Origin of the sequence: Streptomyces rugosispiralis, assembly GCF_024505145.1 — a bacterium.
GTDB lineage: Bacteria > Actinomycetota > Actinomycetes > Streptomycetales > Streptomycetaceae > Streptomyces > Streptomyces rugosispiralis.
This window is the reverse complement of record NZ_JANIAA010000037.1, coordinates 78,710-103,698: the sequence shown is the minus strand read 5'-3', so window position 1 is coordinate 103,698 and position 24,989 is coordinate 78,710. Positions and strand designations below refer to the sequence as shown.

The 24,989-nt window shown below is 71.9% G+C and carries 18 protein-coding genes and 1 pseudogene; 14 read left to right on the top strand and 5 right to left on the bottom strand.

Going from position 1 to position 24,989, the window contains the following annotated elements; genetic code table 11:
* Nucleotides 1-235, bottom strand: a pseudogene (locus NP777_RS36740) (S1 family peptidase); the annotation flags it as partial.
* Nucleotides 236-254: 19 nt separating this feature from the next.
* Here NP777_RS36740 and NP777_RS36735 point away from each other — a divergent pair.
* The 3 genes from NP777_RS36735 to NP777_RS36725 all read left to right on the top strand — a co-directional run bounded on the left by NP777_RS36735 (nt 255) and on the right by NP777_RS36725 (nt 5,323).
* The gene (locus NP777_RS36735; protein ID WP_256654519.1) at nt 255-2,300 is read left to right on the top strand and encodes an IucA/IucC family protein; all 2,046 of its coding nucleotides are present in this window, start codon (nt 255-257) and stop codon (nt 2,298-2,300) included.
* Between the two features lie 78 nt (nt 2,301-2,378).
* Nucleotides 2,379-3,077, top strand: a complete 699-nt coding sequence (locus NP777_RS36730) for a GNAT family N-acetyltransferase (protein ID WP_256654518.1) — start codon at nt 2,379-2,381, stop codon at nt 3,075-3,077.
* Nucleotides 3,078-3,322: 245 nt separating this feature from the next.
* Nucleotides 3,323-5,323, top strand: coding sequence for an ATP-dependent DNA helicase (locus tag NP777_RS36725; protein ID WP_256654517.1), 2,001 nt, complete (start codon nt 3,323-3,325; stop codon nt 5,321-5,323).
* 129 nt (nt 5,324-5,452) lie between these two features.
* On the opposite strand, the gene lexA is transcribed toward NP777_RS36725, so the two are convergent.
* The gene (lexA, locus tag NP777_RS36720) at nt 5,453-6,256 is read right to left on the bottom strand and encodes a transcriptional repressor LexA (protein WP_256654516.1); all 804 of its coding nucleotides are present in this window, start codon (nt 6,254-6,256) and stop codon (nt 5,453-5,455) included.
* A gap of 452 nt (nt 6,257-6,708) precedes the next feature.
* On the opposite strand from lexA, the gene nrdR reads away from it, so the two are divergent.
* The 3 genes from nrdR to NP777_RS36705 all read left to right on the top strand — a co-directional run bounded on the left by nrdR (nt 6,709) and on the right by NP777_RS36705 (nt 10,993).
* Nucleotides 6,709-7,230 carry a transcriptional regulator NrdR gene (nrdR, locus tag NP777_RS36715; protein ID WP_020867993.1) on the top strand — a complete coding sequence of 174 codons (522 nt, stop codon included), beginning with the start codon at nt 6,709-6,711 and terminating at the stop codon, nt 7,228-7,230.
* A 117-nt stretch (nt 7,231-7,347) separates the two neighbouring features.
* The gene (locus tag NP777_RS36710; protein ID WP_256654515.1) at nt 7,348-10,215 is read left to right on the top strand and encodes a vitamin B12-dependent ribonucleotide reductase; all 2,868 of its coding nucleotides are present in this window, start codon (nt 7,348-7,350) and stop codon (nt 10,213-10,215) included.
* Between the two features lie 172 nt (nt 10,216-10,387).
* The gene (locus tag NP777_RS36705; protein WP_044569357.1) at nt 10,388-10,993 is read left to right on the top strand and encodes a YdbC family protein; all 606 of its coding nucleotides are present in this window, start codon (nt 10,388-10,390) and stop codon (nt 10,991-10,993) included.
* 35 nt (nt 10,994-11,028) lie between these two features.
* Here the strand turns inward: NP777_RS36705 and NP777_RS36700 are convergent, their stop codons facing one another.
* Complete coding sequence (locus NP777_RS36700) at nt 11,029-11,655, bottom strand: TetR/AcrR family transcriptional regulator (protein WP_256654514.1); 627 nt, start codon at nt 11,653-11,655, stop codon at nt 11,029-11,031.
* A 114-nt stretch (nt 11,656-11,769) separates the two neighbouring features.
* On the opposite strand from NP777_RS36700, the gene abc-f reads away from it, so the two are divergent.
* The 5 genes from abc-f to NP777_RS36675 all read left to right on the top strand — a co-directional run bounded on the left by abc-f (nt 11,770) and on the right by NP777_RS36675 (nt 16,611).
* The gene (abc-f, locus tag NP777_RS36695) at nt 11,770-13,416 is read left to right on the top strand and encodes a ribosomal protection-like ABC-F family protein (protein ID WP_256654513.1); all 1,647 of its coding nucleotides are present in this window, start codon (nt 11,770-11,772) and stop codon (nt 13,414-13,416) included.
* Between the two features lie 9 nt (nt 13,417-13,425).
* Nucleotides 13,426-14,085, top strand: coding sequence for a histidine phosphatase family protein (locus NP777_RS36690; RefSeq protein ID WP_256654512.1), 660 nt, complete (start codon nt 13,426-13,428; stop codon nt 14,083-14,085).
* Between the two features lie 11 nt (nt 14,086-14,096).
* Entirely contained in the window at nt 14,097-14,990 is an 894-nt protein-coding gene (locus tag NP777_RS36685) for an ADP-ribosylglycohydrolase family protein (protein ID WP_256654511.1), read from the top strand.
* 191 nt (nt 14,991-15,181) lie between these two features.
* Nucleotides 15,182-15,883, top strand: a complete 702-nt coding sequence (locus NP777_RS36680) for a ribonuclease HII (RefSeq protein ID WP_256654510.1) — start codon at nt 15,182-15,184, stop codon at nt 15,881-15,883.
* A 68-nt stretch (nt 15,884-15,951) separates the two neighbouring features.
* The gene (locus NP777_RS36675) at nt 15,952-16,611 is read left to right on the top strand and encodes a hypothetical protein (RefSeq protein ID WP_256654509.1); all 660 of its coding nucleotides are present in this window, start codon (nt 15,952-15,954) and stop codon (nt 16,609-16,611) included.
* A gap of 100 nt (nt 16,612-16,711) precedes the next feature.
* On the opposite strand, the gene NP777_RS36670 is transcribed toward NP777_RS36675, so the two are convergent.
* Together NP777_RS36670 and NP777_RS36665 are read right to left on the bottom strand one after the other, a co-directional pair.
* Nucleotides 16,712-17,335, bottom strand: a complete 624-nt coding sequence (locus tag NP777_RS36670) for a hypothetical protein (protein WP_256654508.1) — start codon at nt 17,333-17,335, stop codon at nt 16,712-16,714.
* A 229-nt stretch (nt 17,336-17,564) separates the two neighbouring features.
* Nucleotides 17,565-19,730: a RecQ family ATP-dependent DNA helicase gene (locus NP777_RS36665; RefSeq protein ID WP_256654507.1), complete on the bottom strand. Its 2,166-nt coding sequence runs from the start codon at nt 19,728-19,730 to the stop codon at nt 17,565-17,567.
* A 110-nt stretch (nt 19,731-19,840) separates the two neighbouring features.
* Here NP777_RS36665 and NP777_RS36660 point away from each other — a divergent pair, with 110 nt between their 5' ends.
* From NP777_RS36660 to NP777_RS36650, 3 genes are all read left to right on the top strand, one after another.
* Nucleotides 19,841-21,406, top strand: coding sequence for a DUF4192 domain-containing protein (locus NP777_RS36660; protein WP_256654506.1), 1,566 nt, complete (start codon nt 19,841-19,843; stop codon nt 21,404-21,406).
* Nucleotides 21,407-21,828: 422 nt separating this feature from the next.
* The gene (locus NP777_RS36655) at nt 21,829-22,590 is read left to right on the top strand and encodes an NUDIX hydrolase (protein ID WP_256654505.1); all 762 of its coding nucleotides are present in this window, start codon (nt 21,829-21,831) and stop codon (nt 22,588-22,590) included.
* 130 nt (nt 22,591-22,720) lie between these two features.
* Nucleotides 22,721-24,940, top strand: coding sequence for an ATP-binding cassette domain-containing protein (locus NP777_RS36650; RefSeq protein ID WP_256654504.1), 2,220 nt, complete (start codon nt 22,721-22,723; stop codon nt 24,938-24,940).
* Nucleotides 24,941-24,989 lie beyond the last annotated feature (49 nt).

Here is a 24,989-nt window from a genome sequence, read left to right as displayed (position 1 = left end):
TCCCACACCCGCCCCACACCGCGCCTCCCCCGGCCGAGGCAACAAGACCGCCCGCCCCACCCACGGCGGTCTCGACGGTCGGATCACCGTCCACCCCCACGACGGCCGCCGACGACCCGACGGCGCCCCCAGCACCGCCCTCGCCCCCAACAGCGGCGAAACCGTCCCCGGCACCGATGCCACTGCCCCCGGCGGCATGGCCCGCCACGGCGCCACCCGCCACGGCGCCGCTCATCAGTGCGGCGGGAGCGGGGATGGGAGTACCCCAGCCACCTGCTCCGGAGCCGCCACCGGCCCCAGAGCCCTCGGCGGACGAGCCGCCCGCGCCGCAACCGCCCGCCCAGGAGCCACCCCTCGCCACGACGGCCGTGCCCCGGCAGTACCGCGACTGCCATGAAGCATCGCCGGACAACCGCCCCCGCGAGGTGGGCGCCCGCGAGGCCGGCGCCCGGGAGGCCGGCGCCCGCGAGGCCGGCGCCCGCGAGGTCTGCGCGGATCCGCTCGACGACCCCGACCCGCAGATCGCGGCCGACGCCGCTGCCGTCGAGAACCTGTTGCGCTGCTGGGTGCGCGAGAGCGGCCTCGTGCGCCCCGACGGGGACACCCTGCGCATCCCCCTCGCCGCCAGCGGAACCGTCCTCCTCGTCCCGGTGCGCTATTGGTCGCCCACCGGCTGGCACCGCTTCGGTCCGCCGCTGCTGGAGCACGGCCCCCATGACGCGCCCGCTGTCGGCGCCGTCACCCTCGCGGCCCTGCTCACCCGCGAGGCGACGTACAGCGTGCGGGGGGACGATCCCGACGCGGACGCCACCGAACTCGTCGGCCGTGTCGCGGACTCCGTACGCCGCACCGCCCTCTTTCTCACCCTCCGCCGGGCCACACCCGCCGATCCGAGTACGAGCACCCCCTTCCTCAGCGCCGAGCAGTCCCTTCTCTTCGGTCACCCCCTGCATCCCACGCCGAAGAGCCGTGAGGGCCTCTCCGACTCCGAATCCATCCTCTGCTCACCGGAAGCGCGTGGCTCCTTCCCCCTTCACTGGATCGCGGTCGGCCGGTCCGCACTGGCCTGCGAGTCGGCTTGGACGGAGCGCGGCCGGACCGTGCCCGCCGAGCGGCTCGCCCTCTCTCTGGCGGGCAGTGGCCTCCAACTGCCCACCGGTACCGTGCCCTTGCCCCTGCATCCCTGGCAGGCTCGTGAGATCCGGCACCGTCCGGAGGTCGCCGCGCTCTTCGACGCCGGTCTGCTGCACGATCTCGGGCCGTCCGGTGGGTCCTGGCACCCCACCTCCTCGGTCCGCACCGTCTACCGGCCCGGCGCTCCGGCCATGCTGAAACTCTCCCTCGGTCTGCGGATCACCAACTCCCGTCGTGAAAACCTCCGTAAGGAACTCCGCCGCGGTGTCGAGGTGCACCGGCTGCTCCGCAGCGGACTGGCCGAGCAGTGGCGGGCGGCCTTCCCCGGATTCCCGGGCTTCGACATCGTCCGGGACCCGGCCTGGCTCGCCGTCGACGGACCGGATGGCGAGCCCCTGATCGGCCTCGACGTCGTCATCCGGCACAACCCGTTCGGCCCCGGCGACGACGCCGTCTGCGTCGCCGGGCTCCTCGCGCCGCGCCCCTGGCCCGGACAGCCGGTGATGCGCTCCCGGCTCGCCCACCTCGTCGCCCGGCTCGCCGCTCGAACCGGCCGTTCCAACGCGGCCGTCGGCACGGAGTGGTTCCTGCGCTATCTCCACACGGTCGTACGCCCCCTGCTGTGGCTGGACGGAGAGGCCGGCATCGCGCTCGAGGCGCACCAGCAGAACACCCTGGTGCTGCTGGACCCCGACGGCTGGCCGGTCGGCGGCCGTTACCGGGACAACCAGGGCTACTACTTCCGCGCGTCCCGGCACGCCGAACTCCAGCGTCGGCTGCCCGGTATCGGCGGCCGCAGTGACACCTTCGTCTCCGACGAGGTCACCGACGAGCGGTTCGCCTACTACCTGGGTGTCAACAACGTCCTCGGACTGATCGGCGCCTTCGGATCCCAGCGACTCGTCGACGAGCGTGTCCTGCTGGCCGCGTTCCGCCGCTTCCTCGCCGAGGCCGCGTCCGGCCCCGGCAGAACCGGCTCACCGCTTCCCGCCCGGCTCCTGGAGACACCCACCCTGCGCTGCAAGGCCAATCTGCTCACACGGCTCCGCGGCCTGGACGAGCTCATGGGACCGGTGGACACCCAGTCCGTCTATGTGACCATCCCCAACCCCCTTTCCAGGTCTGTCTCGCCTTCCGGCTCCACCGCTGTCACTCCCATGGCTTGACCCCGCGACCCGCGATCACGCCCCTCACCCCTCACGTCCCTCCCGACGTGCCCAGACCCCTGAGAGGAGAGCGTCGCCGTGCCGCACACCGACTCCAGTACGAGCTCCAGCACCGACGACACCATCGACATGCGGCTGCGCCAGGAAGAGGACATCGCACGATGCATCAACCTGGACTCCACCGGACCGGCAGTCGACGACCGGCCGGATCTGCTCGACCACATCGTCGATTGGGGGCCCACCGACACCCCGTTGGGCACCTTCCAGCTCGTCCCCGTCCGCATCGGGCGCGATCTGCGGCTCATCGCCCAATGGATGAACGACCCGTCCGTGGCCGCCTTCTGGGAGCTCGACGGCCCGGAGGAGGCCACCGCGAGCCACCTCGGGGACCAGCTCGACGGCGATGGGCGCAGTGTGCCCTGTCTGGGCGTCCTGGACGGCGTCCCGATGAGCTATTGGGAGGTGTACCGCACCGATCTGGACCCGCTCGCCCGGTACTACCCGGCCCGGCCGCACGACACGGGTATCCACCTGCTCATCGGCCGGGTCAGCGATCGCGGCCGTGGCCTGGGGACGACCCTGCTCCGCGCGGCCGCCGATCTCGTCCTCGAGCACCGTCCGTCCTGCACCCGGGTCGTGGCCGAACCGGATCTCCGCAACACCCCCTCCGTGGCCGCCTTCCTCGGCGCCGGCTTCCGCTTCTCCGCGGAAGTCGAACTTCCCGGCAAACGCGCCGCGCTGATGCTGCGCGACCGTGCCCTGCGACACGTCCTGTGAGCCTCCGCAACCATCCGTACCCCCGGTGATCCAGCTGCCTCGATGCGAGATTCCACTGTTGATACACCGCTCGCCCGGTCCCGGTTCCCGCCCGGCGCGGATCCGTCCGTGCCGGTCCCGCCCGGCGCGGATCCGCCCGTGCCACGAAGCGAAGATCCGCCCGGACCCCGTCCCGGCCGAAACCGTCCGTCACCGACCACACCGACAGGAGTGATGTCGGTGCCGCCCCTTAGGCTGGCAGCCCTATGACTGAATCGTCCTCGCCTCCACTCGAAGATCTGCTGCACGCCGCCGTAACCGCCGTCGGCGGCACCGAGCGCCCTGGCCAGACAGCCATGGCCCAAGCGGTGGCGGAGGCGATCGACGACAGCTCCCACCTGCTGGTCCAGGCCGGCACCGGCACCGGAAAGTCCCTGGGCTATCTGGTGCCCGCCCTCGCCCACGGCGAGCGCGTCGTCGTCGCCACGGCGACCCTCGCCCTGCAGCGGCAGCTCGTCGAGCGCGACCTTCCCCGCACCGTGGAGGCGCTGCACCCGCTGCTGCGCCGCCGTCCCGAGTTCGCCATGCTCAAGGGCCGCTCCAACTATCTGTGCCTGCACCGGCTCCACGAGGGCGTTCCGCAGGAGGACGCGGACGAGGCCGGGCTCTTCGACCCGTTCGAGGCCGCCACGCCCACCAGCAAGCTCGGCAAGGACCTGCTGCGGTTGCGCGACTGGTCGGACGACACCGAGACGGGCGACCGGGACGATCTGACCCCCGGTGTCTCGGACCGCGCCTGGTCCCAGGTGTCGGTCACCTCCCGGGAGTGCCTCGGCGCGTCCAAATGCGCCTATGGTGCGGAGTGCTTCGCGGAGGCCGCCCGTGAGCGGGCCAAGCTCGCCGATGTCGTCGTCACCAATCACGCGCTGCTCGCCATCGACGCGATCGAGGGCGCCCCCGTGTTGCCCAGCCATGAGGTGCTGATCGTCGACGAGGCCCATGAGCTGGTCTCCCGGGTCACCGGCGTCGCCAGCGGCGAGCTCACCCCGGGCCAGGTCAACCGCGCCGTGCGGCGTGCCGCGAAGCTGGTCAACGAACAGGCGGCGGACGCTCTCCAGACCGCGTCCGAGGGCTTCGAGCGGCTGATGGAGCTCGCCCTGCCCGGCCGCCTCGAGAAGATCCCCGAGGACCTCGGGTATGTGCTGATGGCGCTCCGCGACGCGGCCCGCACGGTGATCTCGGCGCTCGGCGCCACACGGGACGCCTCGGTCAAGGACGAGGACGCGGTCCGCAAGCAGGCGCTGGGCGCCGTGGAGAACATCCACCAGGTGGCCGAGCGGATCGTCGAAGCCTCCGAGTACGACGTGGTCTGGTACGAGCGGCACGACCGCTTCGGCGCCTCGCTGCGGGTCGCCCCGCTCTCGGTGTCGGGGCTGCTGCGCGAGAAGCTGTTCGAGGACCGTTCCGTCGTCCTCACCTCCGCCACGCTCAAGCTGGGCGGGGACTTCAACGGGGTGGCGGCCTCACTCGGTCTCGCCCCCGAGAGCCCGCAGGACCCGGAGGACGGCGAGGAGGCCGCGCCGCGCTGGCAGGGCCTCGACGTCGGCTCGCCCTTCGACTACTCCAAGCAGGGGATCCTCTACGTCGCCAAGCATCTCGCACAGCCCGGCCGCGAGGGCAGCCGCGCCGATATGCTCGATGAGCTCGCCGAGCTGATCGAGGCCGCGGGTGGGCGCACGCTCGGGCTGTTCTCGTCCATGCGCGCCGCCCAGGCGGCCGCGGAGGACCTGCGCGGGCGTCTGGACATGCCCATCCTCCTTCAGGGCGAGGAGACGCTGGGCGAGCTGATCCGCTCCTTCTCCGCCGACGCCAGTACCTGCCTGTTCGGCACGCTGTCCCTCTGGCAGGGCGTCGATGTGCCGGGTCCCAGTTGTCAGTTGGTGGTGATGGACCGGGTGCCTTTCCCTCGTCCGGACGACCCTCTGATGAGTGCCCGCCAGAAGGCGGTGGAGGAGGCCGGTGGCAATGGCTTCATGGCCGTCGCCGCGACACATGCCGCGCTGCTGATGGCGCAGGGCGCGGGCCGGCTGGTGCGGGCTTCGGGTGACCGGGGCATCGTCGCCGTCCTGGATCCGCGGGTCGAGCGGGCCCGCTATGGCTCGTTCCTCCGCAAGTCCATGCCGGAATTCTGGTACACCACCGACCGCAACCAGGTGCGCCGCTCGCTGGCCGCCATCGACGCGGCGGCCAAGGCGCAGGAGGGCTAGCGGGGGCGCGGTCGTCTCATAGGACAGGGCCTCGACGGTCGGCCAGACACAGCAGGGCCCCGGAACCGGCGCAGTGGTCCCGGGGCCCGGTCGTAGGGCACGCTAAGGGCGCACCTCGATCCGGCGCGCTCAGACGCGCCGCAGCACCGCGACCACCTTGCCCAGAATGGTGGCCTCGTCACCGGGGATCGGCTGGTAGGCGGCGTTGTGCGGGAGCAGCCACACATGGCCGTCCTCACGCTTGAAACGCTTCACCGTGGCCTCACCGTCGAGCATGGCGGCGACAATGTCGCCGTTCTCCGCGACGGGCTGGCGGCGCACCGTCACCCAGTCGCCGTCGCAGATGGCGGCCTCGATCATGGAGTCGCCGACCACCTTCAGCACGAAGAGCTCACCGTCGCCGACCAGCTGCCGGGGGAGCGGGAAGACATCCTCGACCGATTCCTCGGCGAGGATGGGGCCACCGGCCGCGATCCGGCCGACCAGCGGCACATAGGAGGCGGCGGGCTTGCCGGTGGTGTCCGGGGGCTGAGTGCTGGACTGGTCGGAGCCGCGGACCTCGTAGGCCCGGGGCCGATGGGGGTCGCGCCGCAGAAAGCCCTTCCGCTCCAGAGCCATCAGCTGATGGGCGACGGACGAGGTGCTGGAGAGGCCCACCGCCTGACCGATCTCCCGCATGGACGGCGGGTAGCCGCGTCGCTGCACAGAGTCGCGAATGACCTCGATGACGCGCCGCTGCCGGTCGGTCAGCCCTGAGCTGTCCGCCCGGATGCCTGGAGGTCGCCCTGGTAGCGAGCGCGCGGGCTTCTGCCCCTCCGGGGTCGTGGCGTCATCGTTCATCGGGTGGGTCTGGTTCATCGCGTGTGTCTGTTCGAGTCGGCTCTGGGAGCGCTCCTGGGCGGTAACGGTTGCGCTCTCTGCGGTGGTGGTCACGACGGCCCCTCTCGAGATGTTCTCCCTAGTTGGACAACGGTAGTTGCTTTCGAAAGGTTGCGCCAAACACACGTTCGAGTGAAATTTCGCAGATGGACTGACGTGATCACAGGGTTGGGTGTATGGGCCGTTTGGTCCGGTCGCCGTGGGGCGGCCCCAGTCTTGCATCCCGACCCCTGTGAATCCGGGACGCACGGGGTTCGCGTAGTCTCGTGCCTGCTCCCGGCCCGTGACACGCCATCCGGCTCGGTTGAGTGCCGGACACCAGATCTAGTGGTTTGATGGATGCAAGCCACCCACAGGTTGTGGTCCCTGGTGGATCCGCCGACAGAGTTTTGGCCTATGCTTGTGGCCGCCCCGGAGGGTCTTACGGCCCCGGACGGGGCTCATCAGGCATGTTCAGGCATGTTCAGTCATGCGCCGTTTTTGAGGGTGAGGGAGGGATCGGAGTCATGCACTGCCCCTTCTGCAGGCACCCCGACAGCCGCGTCGTCGACAGCCGTACCACGGATGACGGCTGCTCGATCCGCAGGCGCCGCCAGTGCCCCGACTGCTCGCGTCGCTTCACGACCGTGGAGACCGCGTCACTCATGGTGATCAAGCGGAGCGGGGTCACCGAGCCCTTCAGTCGCGACAAGGTCATCTCGGGGGTTCGCAAGGCATGCCAGGGCCGTCCGGTCACCGAGGACGCCCTCGCCAAGCTCGGTCAGCAGGTGGAGGAGGCGGTCCGGGCCACCGGCAGCGCCGAGCTGTCCACCCACGACGTGGGGCTCGCCATACTCGGCCCGCTGCAGAAGCTCGACCTCGTCGCCTACCTCCGTTTCGCCTCCGTCTACCGCGCCTTCGACTCCCTCGAGGACTTCGAGGCCGCCGTGGCGGAGCTGCGTGACCAGCAACGGCCTCCCGCGCACGACCGCGGGCCCGGCGCCGAAGGGGCCGCGGAGGCCCCCGCGCCGGCCATCGCCGCCGACTGACCGGCGGCCCACATACCCACCCGGGGCGCTCGCCGCGTCCGGGTGAAAGAACAGACACACCGTGCCCGGGGAAGAAATGGGCACATCAGGGCGTTTTCGCCCGTACAGGGAGGCGGAATGACAGAGACGACGAGCGGCCCGGCACGAGGCTCCCGCTCCAAGGGCAGCAAGGCGAACAAGGGTCTGCGTATCGAGCGCATTCACACCACCCCTGGCGTGCATCCGTACGACGAGGTGGTCTGGGAGCGCCGTGACGTCGTCATGACCAACTGGCGCGACGGTTCGGTCAATTTCGAGCAGCGCGGCGTGGAGTTCCCCGATTCCTGGTCGGTGAACGCGGTCAACATCGTCACAAGCAAGTACTTCCGTGGCGCGGTGGGCTCCCCGGACCGCGAGGCGAGCCTGAAGCAGCTCATCGACCGCGTGGTGCGCACCTACCGCAAGGCCGGTGAGGACAATGGCTACTTCGCCTCGCCCGCGGACGCCGAGATCTTCGACCACGAGCTCACCTACGCGCTGCTCCACCAGGTGTTCAGCTTCAACTCGCCTGTCTGGTTCAACGTCGGCACCAAGCAGCCGCAGCAGGTCAGCGCCTGCTTCATCCTCTCCGTGGACGACTCCATGGAGTCGATCCTGGACTGGTACAAGGAAGAGGGGATGATCTTCAAGGGCGGCTCCGGCGCCGGTCTGAACCTCTCCCGCATCCGTTCCTCCAAGGAGCTCCTCTCCTCGGGCGGCAACGCCTCCGGCCCCGTCTCCTTCATGCGTGGTGCCGACGCCTCCGCCGGAACGATCAAGTCGGGCGGCGCCACCCGCCGGGCCGCCAAGATGGTCGTGCTCGACGTCGATCACCCGGACGTCGAGGCGTTCATCGAGACCAAGGTCAAGGAGGAGGAGAAGATCCGCGCCCTGCGCGACGCGGGCTTCGACATGGACCTGGGCGGCGACGACATCACGTCCGTCCAGTACCAGAACGCCAACAACTCCGTCCGTGTGAACGACACGTTCATGAAGGCGGTGGAGTCCGGCTCCTCGTTCGGGCTGCGCAGCCGGCTGACCGGTGAGCCCATCGAGGAGGTCGACGCCAAGTCCCTCTTCCGTAAGATGGCCGAGGCCGCCTGGGCCTGCGCCGACCCGGGCATCCAGTACGACGACACGATCAACCACTGGCACACCTCGCCGGAGTCGGGCCGGATCACCGCCTCCAACCCGTGCAGCGAGTACATGCACCTGGACAACTCCTCGTGCAACCTCGCCTCGCTCAACCTGATGAAGTTCCTCCAGGACGACGACGCGGGCAACCAGCGCTTCGACGCCGAGCGCTTCGCCAAGGTCGTCGAGCTGGTCATCACCGCGATGGACATCTCCATCTGCTTCGCGGACTTCCCGACCGAGAAGATCGGCGAGACCACCCGCGCCTTCCGCCAGCTGGGCATCGGCTACGCCAACCTGGGCGCGCTGCTGATGGCCACCGGCCACGCCTACGACAGCGACGGCGGCCGGGCCCTGGCCGGGGCCATCACCTCCCTGATGACCGGCACCTCGTACAAGCGCTCCGCGGAGATCGCCGCCGTGGTCGGCCCGTACGACGGCTACGCCCGGAACGCGGACGCCCACAAGCGCGTCATGAAGCAGCACTCGGACGCCAACGCCGTCGCCAAGCGCATGGACGACCTGGACACCCCGGTCTGGGCCGCGGCCACCGAGGCCTGGCAGGACGTGCTGCGCCTCGGCGAGAAGAGCGGCTTCCGCAATGCCCAGGCGTCGGTGCTCGCGCCGACCGGCACCATCGGCCTGATGATGGACTGCGACACCACGGGCGTCGAGCCGGACCTGGCCCTGGTCAAGTTCAAGAAGCTGGTCGGCGGCGGCTCCATGCAGATCGTGAACAACACGGTCCCCAAGGCGCTCAAGCGGCTCGGCTACCAGGAGGAGCAGGTCGAGGCGATCGTCGCCCACATCGCCGAGCACGGCAATGTGATCGACGCGCCGGGGCTGAAGCCCGAGCACTATGAGGTCTTCGACTGCGCGATGGGCGAGCGCTCCATCTCGCCGATGGGTCATGTGCGGATGATGGCGGCCGCCCAGCCGTTCCTGTCCGGCGCGATCTCCAAGACGGTCAACATGCCGGAGTCGGCCACCGTCGAGGAGATCGAGGAGATCTACTTCGAGGGCTGGAAGCTCGGCATCAAGGCGCTCGCGATCTACCGCGACAACTGCAAGGTCGGCCAGCCGCTCTCCGCCAAGAAGAAGGAGGAGAAGGAGCAGGCCGAGCCCGAGGTCGAGAAGGTCGTCGAGTACCGCCCGGTCCGCAGGCGCCTCCCCAAGGGCCGTCCCGGCATCACCACCTCCTTCACGGTGGGCGGCGCCGAGGGCTACATGACCGCCAACTCCTACCCGGACGACGGTCTCGGTGAGGTCTTCCTGAAGATGTCCAAGCAGGGTTCGACCCTGGCGGGCATGATGGACGCCTTCTCGATCGCCGTGTCGGTCGGTCTGCAGTACGGCGTGCCGCTGGAGACCTACGTCTCGAAGTTCACCAACATGCGCTTCGAGCCGGCCGGTATGACGGACGACCCGGACGTGCGGATGGCGCAGTCGATCGTCGACTACATCTTCCGCAGGCTGGCGCTGGATTTCCTGCCCTTCGAGACCCGATCGGCGCTCGGCATCCACTCCGCCGAGGAGCGCCAGCGCCACCTGGAGACCGGGTCCTACGAGGCCGCCGACGACGAGGTGGACGTCGAGGCCTTGGCCCAGTCGGCCCCGCGCCATGTGGCTGCCCCGAAGAGCGACGGGTCGTCGTCGCAGTCGCGGAACAGGTCCGAGTCGGCGAAGGAGGCCCACAACTCCACCGAACTGGTCGAGATCCAGCTGGGGTTGAACGCGGACGCGCCGCTCTGCTTCTCCTGCGGCACCAAGATGCGCCGTGCGGGCAGCTGCTACCTGTGCGAGGGCTGCGGTTCGACGAGCGGCTGCAGCTGATCGTGAGCCCTTACGGATGGCATCCGGGGGGATGACATCCCAGGCGGGGCGCGGGCCTTCGGGTCCGCGCCCCGCCGTCGTTGTTCCCCCGGCGGCGTACGGCGCGATGGCGAACCGGGGGCGGACTCTCCGGTATGTGATGGGGGCCACCGTACGGCCGTAGGATGGCGCGGTGCTGGTCAAGTGGATTCGCTGCACCGTGGTGGACCGCCCGGGTTTCGAGCGGGGGCAGCGGAAGTGGGCGGGGTTGCCCGGCGAACCGGGATTCCGGGGGCAGGGCGGTGGCTGGAGCCGGGGGCGGCCGAATGTGGCGCACGTCTTCTCGTTCTGGGAGAGCCGGGCGTTCTACGACTCCTTCATGGCGCGCTCGCACGATCGGCTGGCGGCCTCGCAGTCGGGCACGTACCGGGATATGCAAGTCCGGCTGTTCGAGCACCGATTCGATGTGAAGGTCGGCTTCGAGCCACGGTTCTCCGACGCGGACGTGGTGCGTGTCGCGCACTGCCGGGTGCGTCCCGACCGGGTGGATCACTTCACGCTGGTGCAGGAGAAGGTGTGGAATCCGGCCATGGCCGGGTCGCCCGGGATGCTGCGCGGGGTGTTCGGGGAGGCGCCGGGGAACGAGTTCCTGGTGTTGTCGATGTGGGACTCGGCGGCCGAGCACGGGAAGTACCGCGTGGAGCGGGTCGAGCGGCTCGGCCTGCGAGCGCAGACGGAGGCGGATGTGGCCGCGATCGCCGGCGATGTCGTACGGGTCGAGTCCGCCTGGACGGTGTGAGGCGGAGGCTTCTGCGGGGCAAACGGTGGCCCTGATCAGCGGCGGGTGGGGAGATACGCTCCGGCCCGGACCGCGGCGGCGACGGCGGCCGCCGTCTGGTCGGCGAGCGGGGTGTCGATGGGCTCGCGGGTGATGAGCGCCCGGAAGAACAAGGGCGCGGAGACGGCGCGTACGACCGCCGCGGCGTCGGTGCCGGAGGGGGCCTCACCTCGGTCGACGGCCCGCCGCACCACGGATTCGCAGCGCGCGAAGCGCTCGGTGTAGAAGTCGCGCAGGGCCTGCGCCGCGCGCTCGGACTGGAACGCGGCCGCGATGAAGGCGGTCGGCGCGGCGGCGGCCGACGCGCTGCCGAAGGTCTCGGTCACCTCGCGGGCGAGGGCGCGCAGATCACTCTCCAGGGTTCCGGTGTCAGGCGGCGTCCAGGCGTCCTCTCCCGCCAGGTCCAGCGCGTCCGCCACGAGCCCCTCGACGCTGCCCCAGCGCCGGTAGACGGTCGTCTTGTGGATGCCGGAGCGCTCGGCGACGTACTCCACGGTCAGACCGGGATAGCCGTGCTCGGCGAGGCCGGTGAGCACGGCGTCGCGCACCGCCGAGCGGGTGCGCGCGGTGCGCCCGCCGGGGCGGACGGTGCCCGGGGTCGGGGCGGCGCTCTCTGTGGACAAGTGCAACTCCAGTTGTGTTAGCGGGTTCGCTGTGTCATGCTGAGGGTAACGCAACTTCAGTTGTGTTTGGAATGTGCGGTCCGGATGGCCGCTCACGTGCTCGGAGGTGCGCCCTTGCCCACTCAGATCTCGCTGCGAGGCGTCACGCTGTCCCGGGGCGACCGGCTGCTGCTCGACGACGTGTCCTTCGCGGTGCGGCCCGGGGAGCGGATCGGCGTCGTGGGGGAGAACGGGGCCGGTAAGTCCACCCTGCTGCGGCTGCTGGCCGGGCGCGAGTCACCGGACGACGGTGCCGTGGTGACGGTGGCCGACGGTGGCGTCGGCCACCTCGGCCAGACGCCCGAGCTGCCGCCGGACCACACCGTGCGCGACGCGGTGGACGCCGCCCTCGCCGAGGTGCGCGCCATGGAGCGCGGGCTGCGCGAGCTGGAGGCGGATCTCGGCGGTGGCGCCCCCGATGTGCTCGCCGCGTACGGCGACCTGCTCACCGCGTTCGAGGCCCGCGGCGGCTATGAGGCGGATGCCCGGGTGGAGAAGGCCCTGCACGGCCTGGGGCTCGGCGGCATCGGGTACGAGCGGCGGCTCGGCAGTCTGTCGGGCGGTGAGCAGGCCCGGCTCGGGCTCGCCTGCCTGATCGCGGCCGCCCCCGAGGTGATGCTGCTGGACGAGCCGACGAACCACCTCGACGGCGCGGCGCTCGGCTGGCTGGAGGAGGCGCTCCGGGCGCATCCGGGCACCGTCCTCGCGGTCTCCCACGACCGGGTCTTCCTGGAGCGGGTGGCCACCGCGATCGTCGAGGTGGACGCCGACCGGCGCACCCTGGTGCGGTACGGCGGGGGGTACGGCGGATTCGTCGCCGAGCAGACCGCCGCGCGCCGTCGCTGGGAGCAGGCGTACGAGGAGTGGTGCGCGGAGACGGCCGCGCTCGCGGAGGCCGCCACCACCGTCGCCCGGCGGGTCGCTCCGGGCCGCGGTATGAAGGACGGCAACAAGATGGCCTACGACCGGGACCGGGGACGTGTGCAGTCCTCGGTGTCCAGCAGGGTGCGGAACGCGCGGGAGAGGCTGCGCAGACTCCAGGAGGACCCGGTGCCACGCCCACCGGAGCCGCTGCGGTTCTCGGCGCTCCCCGCCGCGGGCACGGCGGACGGTCTGCTCATCGACCTTCAGGAGGTCCGCGTGGGGGCCCGGCTGGCGGTCGACCGGCTCACGGTGGCGGCCGGAGAGAGACTGCTCGTCCACGGTGCCAACGGCGCGGGCAAGTCCACGCTGCTGCGGGTCATGGCCGGGGTGGAGAAACCGGAGGCGGGCCGGGTGGTCCGCCGGGGCAGGATCGGCTACCTCGCCCAGGAGATACCGGTAGTCCGGCCCCGGGAGCGGCTGCTGTCGGCCTTCGGCCGGGGGCTGCCGGGGACACCGGAGGAGCAGGCCGACCTGCTGCTGTCGTACGGGCTGTTCCGCCCGGATGCCCTCCACGTCCCGGTGGGGTCGCTCTCCGCGGGCCAGCGCCGCCGGCTGGCGCTCGCCCGGCTGCTGGCCCGCCCCGCCGATCTGCTGCTGCTCGACGAGCCGACCAACCATCTCGCCCTCGGCCTGGTGGAGGAGCTGGAGGAGGCGCTGGCCCAGTGGACCGGGGCGCTGGTGGTGGTCTCGCACGACCGGCTGCTGCGCAGCCGCTTCACCGGGCGGCGCCGCGAGATACGAGGAGGCAGGCCCCTGGCCGAGGAGGGGGGTGAGGCACTGGCCACGGCCTCGATCTAGGGTGGCGCCATGGCACGACCCCGGCGCATCGTCCTCCTACGGCACGGAGAATCGGAGGGGAATGTCGATGACTCGGTGTACGAAAGGGTGCCCGACCATGCTTTGAGGCTGACCGAGACCGGGCGACGGCAGGCGGAGGAGGCGGGCGAGCGGCTGCGCGCCACCTTCGGCGAGGAGCGCGTGTCGATCTATGTGTCGCCGTACCGCCGCACCCACCAGACCCTGAAGCTGCTCGATCTCGACCCCTCCCGTACCCGGGTCAGGGAAGAGCCCCGGCTGCGGGAGCAGGACTGGGGGAACTGGCAGGACCGCGAGGACGTGCGGAAACAGATGGCGTACCGCGACGCATACGGGCACTTCTTCTACCGGTTCGCACAGGGTGAGTCGGGCGCCGATGTCTATGACCGGGTGGACGCCTTCCTGGAGAGCCTGTGGCGCAGCTTCGAGGACCCGGCCCATCCGCCGAACGTCCTGCTGGTGACCCATGGGCTGACCATGCGGCTGTTCTGCATGCGGTGGCTGCACTGGAACGTCGCCGAATTCGAGTCGTTGTCGAACCCCGGCAATGGCGAGATGCGGAGCCTGCTGCTCGGCTCCGACGGGCGCTACCACCTCGACCGGCCCTTTGAACGCTGGTGCACCCCCAAGCCCTACGGCCACACCGGTTAGAGTGCGCAGCGATGACCGCTGACCGTTTCCACCGGGCTCTGCGGAGCCTGCGCGGGCTGGCCGTGGGCGACGCCCTCGGCTCCCAGTTCTTCGTCCCCGCCAACTATCCCTACCTCAAGCGCCGCGAGCTGCCGCCCGCCCCCTGGCAGTGGACCGACGACACCGAGATGGCCTGTTCGATCCTGGCCGTCCTGGTGACCCACGGCCGGATCGACCAGGACGATCTCGCCCGCTCCTTCGCCGACCGCCATGACTTCGACCGGGGCTACGGCCCCGCCGTGAACCGGATGCTCCGCCTGGTCAGGGAGGGCGGGGACTGGCGCGACCTGGCCGCCGGGCTGTTCCAGGGGCAGGGCTCCTGGGGCAATGGCGCCGCCATGCGGATCGCCCCCCTGGGCGCCTGGTACGCGGGCGATGTGGAGCAGGCCACGCATCAGGCGGAGATCTCGGCGTACACCACGCATCAGCACCGCGAGGCGGTGGCGGGAGCCATGGCGGTGGCCGCGGCCGCGGCGCTGGTGGCCGATCCGGCGGGCCACGGCGGGCCCGGGGAGCTGCTGGACCGGGTGGTCGAGGTGGTGCCGCGCAGCGCCGTCCAGGCGGGGCTGCGCCGCGCCCGCGACATGCTCGACTACGCGGACGCCGGGACCGTCGCCGCGGTGCTCGGCTGCGGCCGCCGCACCAGCGCCCATGACACCGTGCCGTTCGCCCTGTGGGCGGCCGCCCGTCACCTGGGTTCCTTCGAGGAGGCGTTCTGGAGTACGGCCTCGGCCGGCGGGGATGTGGACACCACCTGCGCCATCGTCGGGGGAGTGGTCGCGTCCGAGGCCGCCGGTGCGCCGCCCGCCGACTGGCTGGACCGCACCGAGGCGCTGCCGGAGTGGGTCCCGGCGGGCGCCGACTGACCCCTCGCCTGGGCGTGATGCGGTGCGCCGTCCGTTTTGCCCCACCCGTCGAACCCGCCGTGCGCCGCGTCGTGTTGAGCGGAAACGGCCACCGGCTCCACGAGGACGGCAACCACCCGGAGCGGTCGGTGATCACCGCCGGGGATCCGGGTTCCGAACGCAGGTAAGAGCGGCGTAAGGTTGTCCTCGCCATGGCCTATGAACCGCCCACCCACAGTGTCGAGCGCTCGCTCCGAGCCACGACGGGAGCCAAGATCGTCGTTGGTGTCGACGAGGTCGGGCGCGGGGCATGGGCCGGTCCGGTGACGGTCTGCGCGGCGGTCACCGGTCTGCGCCGTCCGCCGACCGGGCTCACCGACTCCAAGCTGCTGAGTCCCAAGAAGCGCACGGCATTGGCCCAGGAGTTGGACTCGTGGGTCACCGCACACGCCCTGGGTCACTCCTCTCCCGAGGAGATCGACAACCTGGGGATGACGGCCGCCCTCCGGCTCGCCGCCACGCGTGCGCTGGAAGCGCTGCCGGTCCGGCCGGACGCGGTGATCCTGGACGGGAAGCACGACTACCTCGGCGGTCCCTGGACGGTTCGTACGGTCATCAAGGGCGATCAGTCCTGTGTGTCCGTCGCCGCCGCCTCGGTGATCGCCAAGGTCCGCCGGGATGCGATGATGGCCGAACTGGGAGCCGAACACACGGACTTCTGCTTCGGGGACAACGCCGGATATCCGTCCCCCACGCACCGCGCCGCCCTGCGGGAACTGGGGCCCACGCCCCACCACCGGCTGTCCTGGGCCTATATGGACGGGCTGCCCCGCTGGCGGCACCTGAAGCGGTTCCGCAGCACATCCGAACCGGTCGGGCTGGAGGACGAAGGCCAACTCGGTTTCGACTTCTGATCAGACCAAGCGGTCAAAACCGCCACCCGCCGATGCGACTCGCACCGACGTTTGATAGACATCAGCCCATGCCTCTCATCCCCGAGGAGCCTCAGATTCACGAGAGTGTCCCGGGTCCCCGCGCGACACCGGCCGCAGGCCGTACCGCGCCGACCCCTCGTCCTGTCCCTGGTCCCGGCCCCCGGCCCGCACCGCGGCGGCCTGGAAGCCCCGGTCCCAACCGTGGCTCCGCCGGAACCTCGTCGGCCCAGTCGCAGCGCACCACGAGCGATGCGACGAAGCCCGTGCCGACCGCCCCGGCGGCTTCGGCTGCCAAGGCCGCACCCACCGCCACGAAGGCCACGCCCCAGATCCAGCTGATCCCCGCCACGGTGGACGGCGCCCTGGACGCGGCGGACGAGGCGGTCGACCTGCTGCTGGATTCCGGCCGGGCACCTGGTGACATCCTGGTGCTGACCACCGGGGAGCAGCATCCGTGGGCGGCACATGAGTTGTCCTTCGGTGAGGCGTCCTACTGGGCGCAGCACGACGCCGGAGACGATGTCTTCTACGCCGGCGCGGACGCCGACCGCCTCAAGGGCCGTCCGGTCGTGGTCGTCGCCGTCAACGGCGGTGCCAACGACGCCGTGGCCCGCGCGCTGCCCGAGGCGATGGGCCGTGCCGGGACGCTGCTGATCGTCTGCGGCGATCCGAAGCGCATCAACACCCTCATCGGTCCGGGCGTCTGAGGCCGCACGTCCCCGAACGCCCGGTGTCCGGCAGTCTCTGTCCCCCGTGGCGGAGCTGTCCGGCGTCCGGACGGCCGGTGGCCGCGCGGCCCGGGACCGGTCAGACGGCGGCGGAGTGGCTCAGCGCCTTGCGCCGCCCTCCGAGGCGGGGTCGCGGCAGCGCCGTGGCGTCGCCGTCGCCCTCGACGGCCACGCCCAGCTCGGTCGGCAGCGAAGCGGAGTGCGGCCGACGGCCGCCCCGCCCCTCGCCGAGGACCCGCCATCCGTCGTGGGTCAGCGTGATGTACGCACCGCAGCGCAGGCCGTGCAGGGTGCAGGCGTCGCGCAGCCCCCACATCCAGGCGCCGTCCTCCTCCGTCCACCGGCTCTCGCCCTCGCGGCAGTAGAGCAGCACGGCGGTGCGGATCGGTGTGCGGCGCCGCAGATCGTGCGGGATCACCCGGCGCAACTGCGCCAGCAGCGCGTTCCGGAAGTCCCAGCCGTCTATGGCGGCGGTGCCGCGGCGGACGAACGAGGCGCTCGCCGTGAGGCGTTCCTCCGGATCGAGGACCGCGACGACGGCGGTCGAGGGCGTCGGCAGATGGCGGATGTGCAGTCCGGTGACCACCTCGCGCGGATTGCGCAGCAACGGGATTCCCGCGGCCGCCCACTCGGCGGGCTGGAGCATCCGGCCGGCTCGGGAAGCGGAATCGGCGGACGGTGGCGGAACGAAGCCGAAGGTCACGGTCCTCCCTTCGTCTGCGCCCACGGTCCGTGCGAAGGGTCGGGCACGGGCGCGGGCCACGACACAGCCCCGTCGGTACCACGGCCGGACCGGGGGCGGGGGAGCTGCTGACAATTCTCGCGGTAGCGCCCGCGTGCGGCAATGCGCAGTCGGCACCACTGACCGTTTTACCTGGATGTGCGTTCTATATTCCTGGCCGGTTCGCGCCCCGCAGCGGCCTCGGCCCTCCCTACCCCTGCACGGCCAGGACCAGCGGAAACACTCCCGCCGCCCCGGACCGGCGGAGCAGCCGGGAGGCGACGGCCAAGGTCCAGCCGGTGTCCGCCAGGTCGTCCACCAGCAGCACCGGTCCACCCGCTTCGGCAAGGGCCGCCGCCAGCGGCGGCGGCACGGTCAGCGCGCCGTGCAGCGCCCGCAGCCGCTGGGCGCTGTTGGTGCGCGGCACCCGGGTGTCGATCTCGCCGTCGTGGTACGCGACGCTTCCGAGCAGGGGCAACCGGCCGACGGTGGCGATCCGTTCGCCGAGTGACTGGATCAGCCGCGGGCGGGTGCGGGAGGCGATCGTGACCACGCCCACCGGGCGGTCCGGGGCGTCCGGTGCGCCCGAGGCCCAGCCGCCGGGGCCCTTGGCCCAGTCGGCGAGCACCGTCACCACCGCACCGGCCACATCGTCGGGCACCGGGCCGTCCTGGCTCTGCGGGGCCAGCAGCGGCCGCAGCCGGTTTCCCCAGCCGATGTCGGACAGGCGGCCCAGAGCTCGGCCCGGAGCGGCCTGCTCACCCGCCGGAATGCGGCCCTTGAGGTCGACGCCCACCGCGGGCAGCCCGGTCGGCCACATACGGCGCGGCTCCACCTCGACACCGGGCCGGCCCAGCTCACCGCGGGCCGCGTCCAGCGAGGCGGCGGACACCTCGGTGGTGAACCGCGCCCCCGCACAGTTGTCACAGCGGCCGCAGGGCGCCGCCTTCTCGTCGTCCAGCTGCCGCCGCAGGAACTCCATCCGGCAGTCGGCCGTCGTGGCGTACTCCCGCATGGCCTGCTGCTCGGTCTCCCGCTGGCGCGCCACCCACGCATACCGCTCCGCGTCATACGCCCAGGGCTGCCCGGTGGCGGTCCAGCCGCCGCGCACCCGCCGCACCGCGCCGTCCACGTCGAGCACCTTGAGCATGATCTCCAGACGCGACCGCCGCAGCTCGACCCGGGGCTCGAGCGCGGGCAGCGATACCGGCCGATCCGACGCCGCGAGCACGTCGAGCGTCCGGCGCACCTGCTCCTCGGGCGGGAAGGCCAGCGAGGCGAAATAGCGCCAGATCGCCTCGTCCTCGCGGCCGGGCAGGAGCAGCACCTCGGCGTGCTCCACACCGCGGCCGGCGCGCCCGACCTGCTGGTAGTAGGCGATGGGGGAGGACGGCGAACCGAGGTGCACGACGAAGCCGAGGTCCGGCTTGTCGAAGCCCATGCCCAGCGCTGAGGTGGCGACCAGCGCCTTGACCCGGTTGGCCAGCAGGTCCTCCTCGGCCTGCTGGCGATCCGCGTTCTCCGTCTTGCCGGTGTAGGAGGCGACGGTGTGGCCGCGCTGCCGCAGGAACGCGGTCACCTCCTCGGCCGCGGCCACGGTGAGGGTGTAGATGATCCCGGAGCCCGGCAGCTCGACGAGGTGGTCGGCGAGCCAGGCGAGGCGATGCGCGGCGTCCGGCAGCGGCAGCACGCCCAGCCGCAGGCTCTCCCGGTCCAGCGGGCCGCGCAGCACCAGCGCACGCCCGGTTCCTTCGCCCGTGCCCAGCTGCTCGGCCACATCGGCGGTGACCCGCGCGTTCGCGGTCGCGGTGGTGGCGAGCACGGGCACGCCCTGGGGCAGATCGGCGAGCATGGTGCGCAGCCTGCGGTAGTCGGGCCGGAAGTCATGGCCCCAGTCGGAGATGCAGTGTGCCTCGTCGACGACCAGCAGGCCGGTGGCGGCGGCGAGCTGGGGCAGCACCTGGTCGCGGAAGTCGGGGTTGTTGAGTCGCTCCGGGCTCACCAGCAGCACATCCACCTCGCCCGCGGCCACCTCCGCCTGGATGGTGTCCCACTCCTCGGTGTTCGCGGAATTGATCGTGCGCGCCTGGATACCGGCGCGTGCGGCGGCCTCGACCTGGTTGCGCATCAGCGCGAGCAGCGGAGAGACGATCACGGTGGGACCGCTGCCGCGCTCGCGCAGCAGCGCGGTGGCGACGAAATACACCGCCGACTTGCCCCAGCCGGTGCGCTGCACGACCAGCGCCCGGCGGCGCTCGGCGACGAGCGCCTCGATCGCCCGCCATTGATCCTCCCGGAGCCGGGCGGAGCCGGTGGTGTCCCCGACGAGGCGGGCCAGGACGCGGTCGGCCGAGAGGCGCAGGTCTTCGTCGCTCATGCCCCCATGCAACCCGATCCCGCCGACATCGCGCCAACGCTCCCGGCAGCCTGTGGATAACGTTATCCACAGGGGTGGCGGGGTCGGCGGGGCTGAGGGACCGTCGGGCCATGACTCGACACAACGAAGCGGCCGGTCTGCCCGGCGAAGATCAGGTCACCCTCCGCAGCCCGGCCGAGCTCGCCGATGCCCTGCCCTATGTCCTGGGCTTTCAGCCGGACGACAGCATCGTGATGATCGCGCTGCACGGCGCCCGCGGCCGGTTCGGCGGCAGGCTCAGGCTGGGCATTCCCCGGGTTCCGGAGGGGTGGCCCGAGGTCTGCGATCAGCTCGCCGAATGCCTGATCAGCGGCAGCGAGCGGCGTGGCGTGCGGCCGGACGGGGTCGTGCTGTTCCTGTGCCAGGAGCCGGCCGGGGGTGAGTCCGCGCAGGAGGCGATGGAGCGGCTGCGGCCCCTCGCCCAGCGGCTGCGCATCGCGTGCGGCGGGCTGGAGGTGCCGGTGTTCGAGGCGCTGTGCATCTCCGGCGGCCGGTTCTGGTCGTATGTCTGTCCCGACCGGCGCTGCTGCCCACCGGAGGGCGTTCCGCTCGCCTTGCCGGGCACCTCGGTCATGGCCGCTGCGGCGACCTTCGCGGGGGTCCAGGTGCGCGGCTCGCTGCGCGAGATGGAGGCAAGGCTCGCCCCGCTGGACGCGCCTCGGGCGGATGGGCAGGAGCGGGCGCTGGACACGGCCGGGGCCGATCTCGTGCCGAGGATTCTGGACGGCGCCGGCTCCGCGACGGTGCGTGCGCAAACCCTCGGTCTGGTGGGCCGGATGCTGGACACGTTCCAGGCCGCGCCGCCGGTCGCCGAGGCCTGCGCGGCCGACCTCCGCGACGACGGTCTGCTCGACGACCAGGAGGCGGCCGCGATGATCATCGGGCTGCAGGACCGGCGGACCCGGGACCGGGTGGCCGGATGGATGGAGGAAGCGGACGCCGACGCGGCGCTGCGGCTGTGGCGAGCGCTGGCCCGTCGCTGTGTCGGCTCCTACGGAGAGCATGCGGCGGCACCGCTCACCCTGGCGGGGTGGGTCGCCTGGTCGGCGGGTGATGAGCTCATGGCACGGGTGGCGCTCGGCCGTGCCCTGCGGGTCGATCCGGACTATCTCTTCGCGAGGTTGTTGCACCAGGCGTGCAATGAGGGGGTCCATCCGAAACTGCTGCGTCAATGCCTGCGCCGGGAGGACTCCGAGCGCTCCGACCCGGCCGACCGCGCCGACCGCGCCGACCGCGCCGACCGCGCTGTGCACGCCGCGGTGCACGCGGAACTGGAGCGGCTCGGCGACTTGGCCGCCGCCGATCCGCTGGGCGCGGCTGGAGCCCCGGCCGAAACGGCTTTGGAAACGGCCGGACCTGTCGAGTCGGCCGAGCCCGCCGAGTCGGCCGCCCGCGCGGAAGCAGAGGAATTGGAGGGAGCAGAGGAATCGGAGGAAGCGGAGGAAGCGGAGGAGCTGGGGGAAGCGGAGGACCCTCTGGAGCGGCAGTCGGCGCGGGAGCGGCCGAGCGGGGCGGCGGGCCGGGGCGGCAGGAGCGGCTCGGCAGGGTCGAGCACCCCGGGTGGCAAGCGCCGCCCGGAAGGGCGGCCGCGCACCCGACGCCGGACCAGTGGCCGGGGCACGCGCAGCCGCCGCTGACCCGGTCGGGCCGCGGGAGCCCTGGGGCGGGGGCCAGGGGCGGTCTGTGGACTGCCTTCGGGATCCCGATCCGCCGGCTGGCTCGCGCCTAAGACGGGCGGCCCGGGCCCGGGGCAGCCGACGGGCGGCAGCGGGGTGGGCCGAGGCCCGACGGCCGGGGGTGAACAGCGGGCGGCGAGGCAGGTCGGCCGAGGTGTGACGGTCGCGGGCGGGCGGTGGATGGCGAGGGAGGTTTGCCGAGGCGCGGCGGCTCGGGTGGCCGGTGGGATGGGGTGGCGAGGTTCGCCCGCGTGGGCGGCTCGGGGGATTCGGAAAGGGGTGCGGGAATCGTGCAGGCGAGCGCTTGAGAGAGCGATTTCACGAACATCGGTGATCATGCTCAAGAGCCTGATTATCGTCAGGCAGACGACTATGATCGCGTCATGCCCTACGACCCGTCGGCCTTCCCGGCGTTCGCCGTCACCGTTGATCTGGTCGTGCTCACCGTGCGGCGGCATTCGTTGTGTGCGCTGGCCGTTCGCCGCGGGGAGCCGCCCTTCAAGGGGCGGTGGGCGCTGCCCGGCGGTTTTGTGCGGGCCGATGAGGATCTCGCCGCCGCCGCTGCCAGGGAGTTGGCTGAGGAGACCGGGCTGCTCGCGCAAGACCCCACGCTTCCGGTTCCGCCGAACGCGGCCCATCTCGAGCAGCTCGCCACGTACGGCGATCCGAAGCGGGACCCCCGGATGCGCGTGGTCAGCGTGGCGCATCTCGCGCTGGCGCCCGATCTGCCCGCGCCCCGGGCCGGGGGTGACGCGCACAGCGTGCGCTGGGCGCCGGTCGAGTCGCTGCTCGACCAGGATGGGGCCTTCGGACGGGACAGCGATCTGGCCGCCCCGCTCGCCTTCGACCATGCCCGGATCCTCGCGGACGGGGTCGAGCGCGCCCGCTCCAAGATCGAGTACTCGTCGCTGGCCACCGCCTTCTGCCCGCAGGAGTTCACGGTCGGTGAGTTGCGCCGGGTGTACGAGGCGGTGTGGGGCGTGGCACTGGACCCGCGGAACTTCCACCGAAAGGTCACCGGCACCCCGGGATTCCTGGTGCCCACCGGCGGTACGACGACCCGTCAGGGCGGCCGTCCCGCTCAGCTGTTCCGGGCCGGAGGGGCGACGCTGCTCAATCCGCCCATGCTTCGTCCCGAGGTGTGACGGGGCGTGACACGACGACTCCCCGGGGGTGCTATGTCCTGAAGAAATAGGACATAGCGGGTTACCGTTCTCCGGTACGCCACCAGTCCCCACGTGCCATCGAGCGGTTCCATGCCCCGCGGGAGAAGCCATGATCCAGGCCACCGGACTGACCAGCACCCCCCGCCGCAACCAACCGCCCGTTGTCGACGACCTCACCTTCGAGGCCCCGGCGGGCCGGGTCACCGCCCTGCTGGGCGGCCCCGGCGCGGGCAAGACCACCGCGCTGCGGCTGCTGCTGCAGCTCGACCGGGGCCATGGCTCCGCCTTCTTCCGGGGCCGCCCCCTGCACCGCATCCGGCGCCCGGCTCATGAGATCGGCGTTCTCCTCGAGGACGTCCCCGGTCACCCGGGCCGCACCGTGCGGGGGCATCTGAGGATGCTCGGTGCCGCGGCCGGGGTGGCCGCTGTCCGCGCCGATGTCGTGCTCGACGTGGTCGGTCTCACCGATCTGGCGGACGAGCGTCTCGGTGATCTGTCGACCGGGGCGGAGCGTCGTCTCGGGATCGCCACCGCGCTCCTCGGGGACCCGCACACCCTGGTCCTCGACGAGCCCGCACGGGGCCTGTCGGCCCGGGAGACCGCTTGGCTGTACGGGCTGCTGCGCCAATTCGCCGCTCAGGGCGGCGCCGTCCTCGTCGCCACCGAGGACGCCGAGGGCGTGATCCGTCTCGCGGATCAGGTGCTCACCCTGGAATCGGGGCGGCTGGTGGCCGATCAGCCGGTGGACGAGTTCGCCCGCACCCGGCTGCGCCCCCGTGTCGTGGTCCACTCGCCGCTCGTCAGCCGCCTCGCCGCCGTCCTGGAGGAGGAGGTCGAGGCCGCCCGGCAGTTGGCCGAGGCCCAGGCGGCGGAGGAGGCCCGGGCGGCGGCCGAACTCGCGGCCAATACCGAGGCCGCCCAGGCCGCCGATGTCGTCCAGCCCGACGTGGCCGACGGGGGCGACGTCGTCAAGGCCGAGAGCGCCGGGCCCAAGGCCAGGAAGAGGGCGATCTGGCGCAAGGTCAGGATGACCCGGTTCGCCTCCCGGGGCTCCGCCGCGGTCGAGGCGAAGAAGGCCACCGCGGAAGCCACGGCCGGCGACAAGACAGCCGACGACATGGCGGTCAGCGATAAGGCGGACACGGCGGACACGGCGAACCCGGCGAACTCGGCGAACTCGGCGGACAAGGCTGTCCCCGCCCCCGCCCCCGCCTCCATCCCCGCCCCCGTTGCCGACACCGAAGCGGCAGGCGCCGAAGCGGCCCGCGCGCGGAACGGGGCCGGCGTCGGCGGCGGGATCGCAGCCGGGACCGAGGCCGAGGAGGAGCCGGTCGCCGCGCACGCCGACCCGTTCTCCGTGGTGCGGGACGACGAGACCCATATCTCCGTCTACGGCCTGTCCCCCGCCTCCGTCGGGGAGACCGCCTACCGCCACGGCATCGTGGTCCACCGGCTGGTCGAGGAGACCGCCGATCTGGGCCCGGGGACCCCCGCGGCCGCTCGCGCCCGCGATCCCGAGGCGCCCCCGCTGCGGCTGCTCCCCAAGCTCCGCTTCCCCGGCCCCGCCTGGCCGATGCGCTACGAGATGCGCCGCGCCACCGGTGTGCGGACCGGCTGGCTGATCGGCGTCGCCTCCATCGTGGCCTCCCTCCTCGCCTCCGTGCTGCTCGCCCGCGCCGGTGATACCGGGGAGCTGCACCGGCTCACGGGCTGGCCCGCCGACCTCCCGCTGCCGCCCGTCGCCATCGCGGCCGGTCTCCTGGGCGCCCTCGCCTTCGGCGACGAGTTCCGTTTTCCGGCACTGGCCGCGACCCGGGACGCCGTGCCCCGCCGACTCGGGCTGCTGGCCGCCAAATTCGCGGTCTGCGCGGCCGGTGCCGTCCTGCTGTCGCTCGGCGTCATCGTGCTCGACAGCGCGGCGCTCCTGCTGCTCGTGGGCGGCAACGCGGTGCCGTTGCCCGGTGACTGGCCCGCGCTGGTGGTCGGCGTCTTCGGCCTGACCATCGGCTCGTCGTGGGCCGGGCTGCTCGCCGCCGGAGTCTTCCGTTCCACCGCGCTCGGGCTGGCCACCCTGCTCGCCGTGCCGATCCTCGCGGTGCCCGTCATCCAGCGCGCGGGGCAGGACCCGTCGCTGCGTTCGCTGGTCATGCTGCCGCACCGGCTGCGCGCGGCGATGCTGGACCGGTCGCCGTCCATGATCGACCGAGCGCTGGCGGTCGCGCTGCGGCTCGCGTCCCAACCGGTCGGGCAGGCGCTGATGTTGTCGGTGGCCGTCCTGCTGTGCGCCTACGCCCTCACCGGTCTGCGCGGCAAGAGCACCCGCCAGTAGCGCAGCTCCGCACCAGGCGTCCCGCACCAGGCGTCCCGCACCAGGCGTC

Bases quoted from the DNA above. Each gene is read 5' to 3' on its own strand.
- NP777_RS36735 (WP_256654519.1), top strand. From the start codon at position 255: ATGGGAGTACCCCAGCCACCTGCTCCGGAGCCGCCACCGGCCCCAGAG.
- NP777_RS36725 (WP_256654517.1), top strand. From the start codon at position 3,323: ATGACTGAATCGTCCTCGCCTCCACTCGAAGATCTGCTGCACGCCGCC.
- nrdR (WP_020867993.1), top strand. From the start codon at position 6,709: ATGCACTGCCCCTTCTGCAGGCACCCCGACAGCCGCGTCGTCGACAGC.
- NP777_RS36710 (WP_256654515.1), top strand. From the start codon at position 7,348: ATGACAGAGACGACGAGCGGCCCGGCACGAGGCTCCCGCTCCAAGGGC.
- NP777_RS36690 (WP_256654512.1), top strand. From the start codon at position 13,426: ATGGCACGACCCCGGCGCATCGTCCTCCTACGGCACGGAGAATCGGAG.
- NP777_RS36685 (WP_256654511.1), top strand. From the start codon at position 14,097: ATGACCGCTGACCGTTTCCACCGGGCTCTGCGGAGCCTGCGCGGGCTG.
- NP777_RS36680 (WP_256654510.1), top strand. From the start codon at position 15,182: ATGGCCTATGAACCGCCCACCCACAGTGTCGAGCGCTCGCTCCGAGCC.
- NP777_RS36675 (WP_256654509.1), top strand. From the start codon at position 15,952: ATGCCTCTCATCCCCGAGGAGCCTCAGATTCACGAGAGTGTCCCGGGT.
- NP777_RS36665 (WP_256654507.1), bottom strand. From the start codon at position 19,730: ATGAGCGACGAAGACCTGCGCCTCTCGGCCGACCGCGTCCTGGCCCGC.
- NP777_RS36660 (WP_256654506.1), top strand. From the start codon at position 19,841: ATGACTCGACACAACGAAGCGGCCGGTCTGCCCGGCGAAGATCAGGTC.
- NP777_RS36655 (WP_256654505.1), top strand. From the start codon at position 21,829: ATGCCCTACGACCCGTCGGCCTTCCCGGCGTTCGCCGTCACCGTTGAT.
- NP777_RS36650 (WP_256654504.1), top strand. From the start codon at position 22,721: ATGATCCAGGCCACCGGACTGACCAGCACCCCCCGCCGCAACCAACCG.